10 protein-coding genes are annotated in these 12,848 nt (G+C 57.9%); 2 read left to right on the top strand and 8 right to left on the bottom strand.

Features of this window, described 5'->3' with window-relative positions; all coding sequences use genetic code 11:
- Nucleotides 1–4: 4 nt before the first annotated feature.
- From FDK21_RS11220 to FDK21_RS11245, 6 genes are all read right to left on the bottom strand, one after another.
- The gene (locus tag FDK21_RS11220) at nt 5–895 is read right to left on the bottom strand and encodes a sugar ABC transporter permease (RefSeq protein ID WP_198662769.1); all 891 of its coding nucleotides are present in this window, start codon (nt 893–895) and stop codon (nt 5–7) included.
- Entirely contained in the window at nt 892–1,983 is a 1,092-nt protein-coding gene (locus FDK21_RS11225; protein WP_138148562.1) for an ABC transporter ATP-binding protein, read from the bottom strand. The genes FDK21_RS11220 and FDK21_RS11225 overlap by 4 nt, the downstream gene beginning before the upstream one ends.
- A 143-nt stretch (nt 1,984–2,126) precedes the next feature.
- Nucleotides 2,127–3,191 (bottom strand): ABC transporter ATP-binding protein, encoded by a 1,065-nt coding sequence (locus FDK21_RS11230; protein WP_114007807.1) that lies wholly within the window; start codon nt 3,189–3,191, stop codon nt 2,127–2,129.
- A gap of 232 nt (nt 3,192–3,423) precedes the next feature.
- Nucleotides 3,424–5,160 carry an ABC transporter substrate-binding protein gene (locus FDK21_RS11235; protein ID WP_138148563.1) on the bottom strand — a complete coding sequence of 579 codons (1,737 nt, stop codon included), beginning with the start codon at nt 5,158–5,160 and terminating at the stop codon, nt 3,424–3,426.
- Between the two features lie 510 nt (nt 5,161–5,670).
- On the bottom strand, nt 5,671–6,714 hold the full coding sequence (locus FDK21_RS11240; RefSeq protein ID WP_157967508.1) for an AbrB family transcriptional regulator: 1,044 nt from the start codon (nt 6,712–6,714) through the stop codon (nt 5,671–5,673).
- A 304-nt stretch (nt 6,715–7,018) separates the two neighbouring features.
- Nucleotides 7,019–8,083, bottom strand: coding sequence for an ABC transporter substrate-binding protein (locus FDK21_RS11245; RefSeq protein WP_246657551.1), 1,065 nt, complete (start codon nt 8,081–8,083; stop codon nt 7,019–7,021).
- Between the two features lie 396 nt (nt 8,084–8,479).
- Between FDK21_RS11245 and FDK21_RS11250 the strand changes: the two genes are divergently transcribed.
- Both FDK21_RS11250 and FDK21_RS11255 read left to right on the top strand, forming a co-directional pair.
- Nucleotides 8,480–9,157 carry a response regulator transcription factor gene (locus FDK21_RS11250; RefSeq protein ID WP_114007811.1) on the top strand — a complete coding sequence of 226 codons (678 nt, stop codon included), beginning with the start codon at nt 8,480–8,482 and terminating at the stop codon, nt 9,155–9,157.
- Nucleotides 9,154–10,644 carry a sensor histidine kinase gene (locus FDK21_RS11255; RefSeq protein ID WP_138148566.1) on the top strand — a complete coding sequence of 497 codons (1,491 nt, stop codon included), beginning with the start codon at nt 9,154–9,156 and terminating at the stop codon, nt 10,642–10,644. Before FDK21_RS11250 ends, FDK21_RS11255 begins: the two co-directional genes overlap by 4 nt.
- Nucleotides 10,645–10,689: 45 nt before the next feature.
- Here the strand turns inward: FDK21_RS11255 and FDK21_RS11260 are convergent, their stop codons facing one another.
- Both FDK21_RS11260 and FDK21_RS11265 read right to left on the bottom strand, forming a co-directional pair.
- Nucleotides 10,690–11,769, bottom strand: coding sequence for a DUF1513 domain-containing protein (locus tag FDK21_RS11260; protein ID WP_138148567.1), 1,080 nt, complete (start codon nt 11,767–11,769; stop codon nt 10,690–10,692).
- 4 nt (nt 11,770–11,773) lie between these two features.
- Nucleotides 11,774–12,781 carry an imelysin family protein gene (locus FDK21_RS11265; RefSeq protein ID WP_210238746.1) on the bottom strand — a complete coding sequence of 336 codons (1,008 nt, stop codon included), beginning with the start codon at nt 12,779–12,781 and terminating at the stop codon, nt 11,774–11,776.
- Nucleotides 12,782–12,848 lie beyond the last annotated feature (67 nt).

Below are 12,848 nucleotides of genomic sequence, written 5' to 3' on the forward strand. Positions count from 1 at the left end.
CTCCCTAGTGGTCAGTTGGCTTGTCGACCTGCTGAACATCGCGGTTCATCAGGGTGTAGAAGAGCCAGGACACCAGAAGCGTGATGGCGAAATAGATCAGCGACATGGCAGCCGCCGGGCCGAGGTCGAACTGGCCAAGGGCGATCTTGACGAGGTCGATGGACAGAAGCGTCGTCGAGTTGCCCGGTCCCCCTCCGGTCAGGGTGAAGGGTTCGGTATAGATGTTGAAGCTGTCCATGAAGCGCAGCAGGATGGCGATGGTCAGCACCTGCTTCATTTTTGGCAGTTGGATGTAGCGGAAGACCGCCCAGCGCGAGGCGCCATCCACCTCGGCGGCCTGATAGAAGGCATCAGGGATCGAAACCAGACCGGCATAGGAGAGCAAAACCACCAGCGAGGTCCAGTGCCAGACATCCATGACGATGATTGTCACCCAAGCGGCAAAGGGGCTTTGGGTCATGTTATAGTCGATGCCCAAGGTGTGGTTCATGAAGTAGCCGAGCAGGCCGATATCCGGCAGGGTGAAGATGTTCCACATCGCGCCGACCACATTCCACGGAATCAGCATGGGCAAGGCCATGGTGACCAGGCAGACCGGCACCCAGAAGCCCTTTTTCGGCATCGACAAAGCGATGGCGATGCCGAGCGGCACTTCGATCACCAGAATGAGGCCGGTGAACAGGAACTGGCGCCCCAGCGCATTGTGGAAGCGCTCGGAGGTGAGGATCTGTTGGAACCAGTCCAGCCCCTGCCAGAAAAACAGATTGTCGCCAAAGGTTTCCTGCACCGAATAATTGACCACGGTCATCATCGGGATGAGGGCGTTGAAGGCCACCAGCACGAGGACGGGCAGAACGAAGAACCAGGCTTTTTGATTGACGCTTTTCATTGTCATGCTCCTTTGCGGGCCGTGGCGATCCAACCATCCCGGTAAAGACGGGTGCGGTCGGCATCGAGCGCCAGATGCACTTCGTCGCCCGGATTGGGGGGCTGCTGTTCGGTGATGACGGAAATGGACGTGTCGCCAACCATCGCTTCGACCACATTGTGACGGCCAACATCCGCGACCTTGCGGACGCGCGCGGCAAGGCCGGTTTCGGCAAAGGCGATATGCTCTGGCCGGACACCAATTTCGGTCTTGCCGCCACTGCCGCCCGTTGCCCCGCCGGTGATATCGCCTTCAAGGGCAATTTGGTTGCCATGGAACAGGGCCGCGCTGCCTTTCACCTCACAGGGCAGGATATTCATGCCCGGCGAGCCGATGAAATGGCCGACAAAGGTGTGGGTGGGGCGTTCAAATAATTCCACCGGGGTGCCGATCTGGACCACTTCGCCGTCCTGCATCACCACCACCTGATCGGCGAAGGTCAGCGCCTCGGTCTGGTCGTGGGTTACATAGATCATGGTGGCCCGGAGTTCCTGATGCAGTTCTTTCAGTTTCGAGCGCAGCTTCCATTTGAGATGGGGATCGATAACGGTCAGTGGCTCGTCGAACATCACCACATTGATATCCTCGCGCACCAAGCCGCGGCCCATGGAGATTTTCTGCTTGTTGTCCGGCGACAGGCCCGCTGCCTTGACCTTGAGCATGTCGGTCACCTCGAGCATGGTGGCGATGGCCATCACGCGGGTGCGGACGGTGGCTTCGTCCACGCCGCGATTGCGTAAGGGGAAGGCAAGATTGTCATAGACGCTCATCGTGTCATAGATGACCGGGAACTGGAAAACCTGCGCGATGTTGCGCTCAGCCGGTTTGAGGGTCGTCACATCCTGTTCGTCAAACAGGATCTTGCCTTCCGAGGGGACCAGAAGACCGGAAATGATGTTGAGCAAGGTCGACTTGCCGCAGCCCGATGGCCCCAACAAAGCGTAGGCCCCGCCATCCTGCCAGGAAATATCCAACTGCTTGAGGGCATAATCATCCGGTCCCTTGGGGTTCGGATAATAGGAATGCCGCAAACCTGAAAGCGTAATCTTTGCCATGAGTGCTGTTCCTTCAAACGCATCGGCTGCTATGGCTGGCTATTGTGAGCCCTTGGTGGTTCTGGCCATCGCGCGATGCTGAAAATGCGAAACGGGTTGCTACCGGGATGCCCGCTCCCAAATGGAATAGCGGGCAAATGGCATCAGCGCGCCCGTTGACCGTCCGGGTGGAAATAGAAGCAGTCCGCCGGGTCCATGTAGAAGACATGGTCGTCCCCGACCTTGTAGGGATGGACCCCGTGGGCCAGTGACACCCAGGAACGATCGCCCAAGCGAAAATGGGCGCTCGACTCCGAACCACTCAGCTCGGTCACCAGCACGGTTCCGGTCATGGCCACATGATGATCGCCCCGGCGCACCGGGCTGACATGATGGGGGCGGATAGCGATTTCATAATCGCCGTCGGCGAGATCGGCCGACGGACCGGAGGCCTGCCAAGTGACATGGCCATTGAGGCGGATTTCGCTGCCCTGTTTGGTGATCCGGGCTGCATTGATCGGCGGATCGGAAAAGACATCGGCAGAGACCAGATCATGAGGATCTCGATAGACTTCAGCGGTTTTGCCAAACTGGGTGACACGGCCATCTTCCATCAGGGCGGTATAGCCGCCCAACAACAGGGCTTCTTCCGGCTCGGAGGTAGCATAGACCACCACGGCTCCGCGCCCGGCAAACAGCTCGGGCAACTGGGCACGCAGCTCTTCACGCAGCTTGTAGTCGAGGTTGGCCAGAGGTTCATCGAGGAACACGGCCTTGCTTTCCTTGGCGATGGCACGGGCAAGCGCTGTGCGCTGCTGCTGGCCGCCGGACAGTTCGTGTGGGCGGCGATGGAGCATCGGGCGCAGTTGCAACAAATCGGCAGCTTCCTCGACACGGCCTTCGATTTCCGACTTGGCCATGCCTGCCACCTTCAGCGGCGAGGCGATGTTTTCGAACACGGACATATGCGGATAGTTGACGAAGAACTGGTGGACCAGCGAAATGGTCCGCTGCTGGGTGGTCTGTTTGGTGACATCCACCCCGTCCATTTCGATGGTGCCAGAGGCGCAGCGATCCAGCCCCGCCATCAGCTTGATGAGCGAGGTTTTGCCCGCTCCGGTTTCGCCGAGCAGAACATTGAAATGTCCCGGCTCAAGGCGCAGCGAGGTCTCCTTGATATGGAGGCGTCCATCGACCTGCTTGGTGATGCCTTTGAGTTCTAGCGTCATGTTTGAAATCACCCCGGTCGGCCATGCCGACCTGACTTGCTGCCCTACTGTTGGTCCGACTTGCTGGTATAGGTGCCTCTGCTAACCGAGGCTTTTTCGGATGCACCTGCCCCGGCCGGTCAGTCGCATGCAAAGCTGACAGCCGGTTGATGGCAGGGCGGAGGATTTGGATGAGACGAGATGCTCACCGAAGGCCGACCGGGGAGACCCCGGCCGGTCGGTTTGGTCTTTGTTAGTTGGCGTTCCACCGTGCAACCAGATCGTCATAATTGACGGTCTCGCCCTGCGGCTTCTCATTGTCCAGTTTCGGCTTGGCGCCGCCATTCTGGTACCACCAATCGGCGTCTTTCTCTTCATTCAGACGCGGACCACAGCCGCCATAGACATTGGCGCGTTCGTCTGCGACCTGCATGCGGGCCATGACCTGATCCATTTCACCGGCCAGACGATCCATGGCTTCCTGTGGGGTGAAGGCACCGGAGTTCACGTCCCCGATATTTTGCCACCACAACTGGGCCAATTTTGGATAATCAGGCACGTTGATGCCGGTTGGCGACCATGCAGTACGATCCGGCGAGCGGTAGAATTCGACCAGACCACCCAGTTTCTGAGACCGCTCGGAGAAGCTCTCATGATTGACCGAGCTGTCACGGATGAAGGTCAGACCAACGTGGGACTTTTTCACGTCAACGGTCTTGGAGACCACGAACTGGGCATAGAGCCAAGCGGCTTTGGCGCGATCAACAGGGGTGGATTTGAGGATCGTCCAAGAACCCACATCCTGATAGCCAACCCTCTGGCCTTTTTCCCAGTATGGACCATGAGGGCTTGGCGCCATGCGCCACAATGGGTTGCCCGCATCATCCACGGTGTTGTTGCCTTCGGACTTCGGCTTCACCATGTCGGCGGTGAAAGCGGTGTACCAGAAGATCTGCTGGGCGACGTTGCCTTGGCTGAGCGCTGGCAGGGACTGGTAGAAGTCGTAGGAAGCGGCACCCGGAGGGGCATAATTGCGCAGCCATTCGTCCCATTTGCGGATGGCATAGACAGCGGCAGGACCGTTGGCAGCACCGCCACGGGTGACAGAGGCACCGACCGGGTTACAGGAGCCTTTTTCCATGCGAATGCCCCATTCATCGATCGGCACACCGTTCGGCTCGCCTTTGGAGCCAGCACCGGCCATCGACAGCCAGGCATCGGTCATGCGCCAACCAAGGTCCGGCGCGCGCTTGCCATAATCCATGTGGCCATAGATCTGGACACCGTCAATTTCCTTGACGTCATTGGAGAAGAATTCGGCAATGTCTTCATAAGCGGACCAGTTAACCGGCACACCCAGATCATAGCCATATTTCGCCTTGAACTTGGCCTGAATGTCGGGATTGTCGAACCAGTCCTTGCGGAACCAATAGAGGTTGGCAAATTGCTGGTCTGGCAGCTGGTAAAGGTCGCCATCCGGGCCAGTGGTGAACTGGGTGCCCATAAAGTCCCCAAGATCGAGACCCGGGTTGGTCACATCCTTGGCGTCGCCTTGCATGAATTTGGTCAGATTGTAGGCCAGCTGCAGGCGGGAATGGGTGCCGATCAAATCGGAATCGTTGACATAGGCGTCATACAGATTGCGCTTGGTCTGCATCTGCGTCTGGACGGCCTGTACCACTTCTCCTTCCCCAAGGATCTGGTGGTTGACCTTGATCCCGGTGATTTCCTCAAAGGCCTTGGTCAGCACTTCCGACTCGTAGGAATGGGTCGGAATGCCTTCGGACAGGACGTTGATCTCCATGCCCTTGAATGGTTCGGCTGCCTTGATGAACCAGTCCATTTCCTTCATCTGTTCGTCTTTCGTCAGAACGGATGGCTGGAATTCGGAATCGATCCATTTCTTGGCGGCAGCGCTGTCTGCCTGAACGGCAGAGGATGTGGCAATCATGGCCGAAAGGGCCACTGCCGATAGCAGAATATTCCGCATTCTTTACTCCTCCCAAAGTAAGTTGGCCAGTCGACAAAACTGGTGCCACCATTCTCTGATCAAGGCGCGAAAAATGTCAAACTAAAATTTTAGTAGTAAAAAAGAAAAGCATAAGTTGTTGAATGTTCGTAATAAAAAGAGACGCAACTTGTGACGAACTATTCGGACTTGTGAACTTGGGAAGGCCTCACCCTTGGGCAGAGTTGCAAAAGCTGGATGCGCCGATGGACGATTCACCCTGCCTTGGGATGGCCGCTTGATCCGGGTATGCAAATGGATGAAGTTGTGCTGAAAAACAGCCCCCGGTGAAGAGAAGGCAAAAGAAAGCCCCGGCACGATCCGTGTCAGGGCTTTTCGCTGTCAAACGTGGGTGTCGCAATTTCAATTCATAATTCAGTCGCCCAGAGCCTTTCCGGGTTGCTTGCCTTATAGCGACATAATACCACATGAGGTGGTTCGTGAGTTGCGGCGGTTTGCGCTATCAGCCCTGCGGCTTTTGCATGGCATTGACTATTTTTCAGAATCGTCTGGCTCTGGATGAACCTTGTCCTCCCACATCAACACGGCCGGCGCGAGGAAAGTCAGCATCAACAGACGGAAGACATGCTGCGCAGCAACAAAGGTGGTGTCGACATCCATGATCACCGCCATGGCTGCCATGGCTTCCAGTCCGCCCGGAGCAAAGGCAATCAGCAATTGCGCCAAGGGCATATCGAGCAACCATGCAGCCAGCGCTCCCCCGGCGACGGCCATCAACGAGGCGAGAGCCATGGCCGCCAGACCGGCGCCCGCTGCCCGTCGCAACTGCTCCAGGGTGACATTGGAAAAACGACTACCGATGATCGCCCCCATGACGGCGAAGGCGATCATGGTCAGCCATGGGGGCATCTGGCCTTCGACGACACCACTGACATGGACGCTGGTCGAAGCCACCATGCCGCCAAGCAGAAAGGCGGCAGGAAACCGGATCCGCAACAGGCCCAGACCGATCACTGCGGCGGCCGGAGCAAGGGCCAAAAGCGAGAACAAGGGCATGATCGGGCGCGGGGCCGAACTGCCGATATGCCCCAACCCAAGCATCATCACCGCAAACGGGACCACCACGGTCAAGGCCATCACCCGGATCGACTGAATGATCGAAATCGACGGAAGATCGACATTTTTCTGGCTGGAAAGGCCCAGAATGAAGCTCAGATGCCCGGGCGATGACGCCAAAGTTGCCGAACGCATGTCAAAGCCCCAGAGCCGATTGAGCATGGAGCGGCTGCCAAAAAAGGTCGCCAGCAATGAGACGACCAGAATGACCGAAGCCAACGGCCAGAGGCTGATCGTGTCGATCACTTCCGGGGTCACTCCGGAGCCCATGGACAAGCCGATGATTGTGAAGCAAATGTTGCGCAACAGGTGGGGGATGTCGAGAACAAAGCCGGACAGGCAGGCGACAGTGACAAGGATGGCGGAACCGGTCAGATAGGGAGCAGGAAAGCCTGCCAGAGACGCAAGAAAGCCACCCACAGCTCCAATGCCGAGGGTCAGACTTGTTTGCTTGATCATGTTCCCATCCAGACTGAAGTGGGGCATCTGGTGGTCTCCGTGGCGTGATCCGGACCGGACAGACGGCAAGGAAGCCAGAACTGTAACGCGTCCGATAGGGGCAGTGCGGCAACAGACGCAGAGCAAGGCGGCCAGACATCGCGATAAGACACCGCGATGGTCCGCTTGGGAGGGCTGTTGCATCGAAAAGCTGATCCCAGTCGATACGCCTATTCCCAGCAATGTCAAGTGGTTGCATGCTTTTGCATGGATAGTACCGCGCCGGAAAGCTGGCGGCTAACCGGCGTTCAGACCCGTTGTCCGCTTACTGCGATTTCAGCGCCTTGTTCCACTTTTCAACAATGCGGGCGCGCTTGACCTGATCGAGATAGACCATCAGGCTTGGTCGAACGGCAATGGGCCTTAGTCGGCTGCCATGGGTCTTGGACATCTGCGTGAATGTGTTCTTGCCGCTGACCATGGGATGAAGCGCTGGCAGGCGAACCTGCCTGGACATGATCTCCTGCCCATGCTCACTCATCAGGAAAGTCAGGAACCGTTTGCCCAGCTCCGGCTCACGGGCGGCTCGGGGCACTAGCGCGATGCGCGACATGACCAGCGTATAGTCTGTTGGCAGGATGATGCCCAGTTCGGGGTGCGATTCAACCCAGTGGTTGGCGTAGGATCCGAGAATATTGTAACCCAATGCAAACTGCCCCTGCGCGACCCGTTGCAGGATGGCCGATGAATTGGAATAGAGCTTGACGCCCGCGCTGCCCATGGCACTGACCAGATCCCAGAGATTGCGATCGTGCTTCTCATCCATGGCAAGGAACATGTAACCGAGCCCGGCGCGTTCAATGTCATAAGTCGCCACACGGCCAAAATAGATGTCACCCTGCTCGCGCAGCAGCTTGGTCAACTCCACGCGCGAATGGGGGGGCTCGGTATTGGCGAAGGTTGGCTTGTGATAGACGATGACAGCCGGTTCAAACGTCAAGGCAAAGGCCGTGTTGCGCCAACTCGCCCAGTTGGGCCAAAGGTCTTTCTGTGGCACCACCACAGGCTGGGCATAGCCATCATTGGCAAGCTTGATCTGAAGATCCATGGCCGACGAAATGGTCAGGTCAGCGGTTGCGCCCGACCGGTCGCTTTCCGTGGTTACCCGTTCATAGACATCCTGCGTCAGCATTTCGACATAGGAAATGGCAATGTCGGGATTGGCGGCGCGAAAGGCTTCCAGCAACGGCATGGAAAGATTGGTGTCCAGCGACGAATAGATCGTTACCGTGCCCGTCTCGTTGGCCGGGTCGAGCGCTGGAAACAATGTGCCATTCACCGATGCGGCATGGATCGGCGTTATCCAGCTGATGATCAGCAGAGCAATCACGCTCAGCCAACATATCGGATGTCGGCCCCTTCCCTTGCGGACAGCCCTTCCCGTGCGGACAGATGGCGTCATATCGTCTTGATCCTCCCCAATCGATCTTCAGCCCGCTGCATCCGTGCGGTTCCCTGATCCGCCCAAATGCAGCCTGTCTCTAGAGGTATCGTGTCAGTCCGGCACAATCAACCATGCATTCCCCTGCTTGTCCCAAAGACCCTATGCATTTCGTCGCCGATGCATAATTGCTTGTGAAAAGTCTCTCCTGTGGTGAAAAGCCAGAGACACCCTTTCAGAAATGGCACGCAACGGGCATGATTGCGACCGTGAAACCCAAAATTTGCTGGGCATCGACGTCGGGATATCCTATGACGAGGACAAGACGGCAAGCGGGAGGCATGCATGCGCATTTTGGTTATCGAAGACAACACAGCCCTGTCTCAGGGTCTGGTCAAGATCCTTGCAGGCCATGGCTATGCCGTTGATTGCGTTCACAGTGGCAGCGATGCCGATGCCGTACTGACCGCCCAGAGCTATGATCTGGCGCTGCTTGACCTCAACCTGCCGGAGATGGACGGGTTTGAAGTGCTCAAAACCATGCGGGCCCGGAAAAATGACACGCCAGTGCTGATCCTCACGGCACGTGACGGCCTTGAAGATCGTATCCGGGGGCTTGACCTGGGGGCAGATGACTATCTCACCAAACCGTTCGAAATCTCCGAGCTTGAAGCCCGCATCCGGGCGCTGCTCAGGCGACGCTCGGGGGCCATGGCGGCCAAGCTGGATTTCGGCTCGATCAGCCTCGACATGACAAGCCGAACCCTGTTTGCCGATGGCTCGCCAATCGAGATTCCGGCACGGGAGTTCAACGTTCTGGAAGCGCTGATGCTGGCCAATGGGCGGGTTTTGTCCAAAACCCAGATTCTGGAATCCCTGTCGAGCTTCAAGGATGAGTTGAGCGAAAATGCCGTGGAGCAATATATATCCCGCCTGCGCAAGCGGCTTGCGCCGCAAGGGGTGAAGATCAACACCGCCCGCGGTCTGGGCTATTATCTCAAACAACAGGATGGCCAAGCATGAAGCCCCCGGCTTCCCATGCGTCCTATTCCCTGCGCACGCGGTTGCTCCTGTGGCTGCTGATGCCGCTTGGCTTGATTTCTCTCCTGTCGTTGCTCGACAGCTATTTCAGCGCCCGCCAAACCGCCAATGACGCGGCGGATCGGGTTCTGGCTGGCTCGGTTCTGGCCATCGCCGAACGGGTCTTCGTGAATAGCAACGGCGAGCTTGATGTCGATATTCCCTATGTGGCCCTCGACATGCTGACCTCTGCGGCGCAGGACCGGGTCTTCTACCGCATTGATGGACCGGACAATCGTTTCGTAACCGGTTATCGGCAGTTGCCGGTGCCGGACAGCCCGGCCAGGCTGCTGTCACTTGGGCCAATGCAGTTTCATGATTCCCGGTACCGCCTTGATGACATCCGCATCGCTGTGCATCATTCCGCAGCCTCCTCGGGACTGAAGTCGATTCCCTTCCGTGTCAGTGTGGCGGAAACCACCGTGGCACGGGCACGGCTGACCAATGAAATCCTGCTCAGAAGCGCCTTTCGGCATCTGATCCTGATCCTGTCGGCTGGCATCATCGTCTGGTTTGCTGTGACATGGGGCCTGAAGCCTCTGGAAAAGCTGGAACAGGCCATTGGCCGACGCAGTCACGATGACTTGCGCCCCATCGAGCATACCGTGCCGCAAGAGGTGAATGGCCTCGTCCAGCATATCAATGCCTTCATGGCCGGGCTGGCTACGGCGATTGCGGCCCTCAAGCATTTTACCGGCAATGCCAGTCACCAGATCCGAACGCCATTGACCATCATCCGCACCCAGATCACGGTGGCCCAGCGGGCCAAGACCGTCGAAGACATGCATGACGCCCTCGATGCCTGCAATCTGGCGATCGGCGACGCAGAGCGGATGATTTCGCAAATGATGGTGCTGGCACGGGTCGATGAGAAAGCCTCGCAGGAACTGCGCAAGGCACGGGTCGATCTGGCCCATGCGGCACAGCAAATTACCATGTCTTTCGTGCCGACGGCCAGTTCCGCAGGCTTTGATCTGGGGTATGAGGGTGAGGATCACTTGATCTGTGTCGGCGACCCGGTGCTGATCGGGGAGCTGCTGAAAAATCTCATCGACAATGCCATCAAGCATGCCATTGGCGGCGACGAAATCACCGTGCGGGTGACCGCTGTCGATGGAGCGGCCATGTCGGCGGATGCCTTGAAAGCCGAGACTTCCACTGACCATAGCACTCACGACCTTGCCGCCATGCGCTGGGCTTGCCTTGAAGTGCAGGACAATGGTCCGGGCTTGCCAGCAGATGCGCTGGCCAGTGCAACCCGCTTTTCAACCAAGTCACACAGCACCAAGGGGACCGGGCTGGGGCTGGCCATTATCAAGGAAATTGCCGCGCTGTTCGATGGGCGAATGAGCCTGCAGCCTGATGAAGCGGTCAGCGGCAGTCTGATCAGGGTCTATTTCCCGACCATCCCGCTGGAGGACGAGACCTGACAGGATCGCGGCAAGGCAGCTTGGACAAGCTCTGATCAGGCGGGATCAGGCAAGGGGCACCAGATGGTTGTCCCATTGATGGCTGTAGCTCTCGCGACTGACCCTGTCACCCTCCGAGCTGACACAAATCTCGCCAGTGCCAGCGGAACGGATCAGCTCCGTGCCACGAAGTGCCACCCCGCAGACATCGGCTTCCTCGATCGCTTCGACCAGATGGCCGGTGCGGGCATCCATCAACAACAACAGGTTACCGCGCGGCGATGTGGCTGCAACCAGACCACTTTCGGCCGAATAGGCGATGCTGCCAATATAGCCTTTGAGGCGCTGGTGCAGATGGTCTGGCACCTCCAGAAGACGCAGCGTCTGCCCCGGCTTATGCAGGCCGATCAGGGCCGGGCTGCTATGGATATCTCCCTGCCATTGCATGCCGAAGGCTACCTGTCCGTCCGAGCCGACGCCGAGATGACGGATGGAATTTTTGTGCATCCGGCGCGGCAAGACCAGCTGGTCTGTAACGTCACCTTTTAGGGTCATATAGGTCAGATTGGGTTCCATCACCGGGATGTTGAGCTTCTGTCTGCCGCTGTCCGGATGGGTTTCGATGCCGCCATTGGCAACAACCAGATGCTTGCCGTCGGGCATCAGTTTGACATCGTGGGGGCCGATGCCATTGGATGGAAACTCGCCAATGCGTTCATACCAGCGATCCACGCTCCAGACGCCAATCATGCCGTTCGAGTTTTCGAAGTCGTTTTCGCTGGTGAAGAGAATTTTGCCGTCCGTTGTGTAGGTGCCATGGCCATAGAAATGCCGCCCTCTTGGGGGTTCCAGCACCTGACGGATCAGGCCATCCACACAATCGACAACCAGGGCAAATCGACCTGGCCGACGCGCAAAACCAACAATTTCCGGCTGTCTGGGATGGGCGGCTGCCGCATGGCCACGATCCGGCAACGGCACCTCGAAGGAAATGCCTCCTTCATGGTTCAAACCAAACAACGCATAAGCGCCATTGTTCTTTCTGGCAGCGGAAATATAGGATGTCGGACCAATGCTGGCCCAAGTGAGGGTCGGACACAGGCCGACCGCTGCCATGCCAGCCATGAAAGAGCGGCGGTTGGTCATTCTGTCAGTCTCCATCCAGTGAGTTGAAACCAGCGCCAATGCCGAGCTTCTGGGCTAGATACACGTCCAGATATTCAAGAATCTGGGTTATGGCCACCTGCAACGCTTCGACCCGGATACGCCCCTGAATGGTGGCTACGGTGGAAAAGGTTGGGTCGTTGAGGTCTTCGGCCAACTTCAGGGCATTGGCAAAACGGCCATCGATATCAGCATCGCCGTCCGAAAGGATCATCGCCAGTTCACGGGTGGACTCGATCGCCATTTGAACATTGCGCAGCGAGCGCCCCGAGCGCCAGGCTTCAGCACGGCGCGGGCGGGGCTTTTTGAAGCTGCCCATCGGGCGGCCAAGCCGGGTCTGTGCGGTGAATTCAAGGCCGGTCTTGAGCGCGGTGTAGATCTGCTGCACTGCCTCGGCCTTGTCGCGGTAGATGTCGTTGCCCGGTTCGGTGATGCGCGTGGCGTAATCGGTCTGCCAGTCCGCCAATATCGCCTCGACATTGTGGGTGATGTCGGCGGTGATCAGCTTGGCGAGATCGCAATAATGCCTGGCAGGTGTCTCAACAAAGCGCTTGTCATAAAGCAGGAAATCGAGCGCATAGAAACCCCGCCCCGCAATCGAGACATGACGGAAGTCTTCAAGGCTCTTCAACGCCGGATCATCGCCCTTCAAAAGCCGGTGAAGGGTCTTTGGTGTGAAGCCCTTGCTGTCGGGCCAGAAAGCCAGCGCAAAGGCTCGATCGTCCTGCTCTGAGGGACCAAAGCGCAAATGGCTCACAGCAATCCAGGCATCAAAGGCCGTGTGATAGGCATCCCTGACTTGTCCTTGATTGGTCCCGCATGCATTTTTGGCGGTCTGTTCGAGCGCCTCGGCGCGTTCGAGCAACGTTTCATAGCGCGGAATGATATGCGCCTGAACAATCGCCTCAAGGTCCACCTCCTCTGCCGGGGTCGCGGCAAATGTGGGGCTTGTACCCATCAACAAGGCAAAAAGGGCGAGGCAGTATTTCAGCATTGTAGCATCCAGTTCCCGTCATGCACCTCACAGTGCGCAGACTGACAGTCGGTCATTGCGCGAAGGA

This window comes from Cohaesibacter sp. CAU 1516 (assembly GCF_005771485.1).
Classification (GTDB): Bacteria; Pseudomonadota; Alphaproteobacteria; order Rhizobiales; family Cohaesibacteraceae; genus Cohaesibacter; species Cohaesibacter intestini.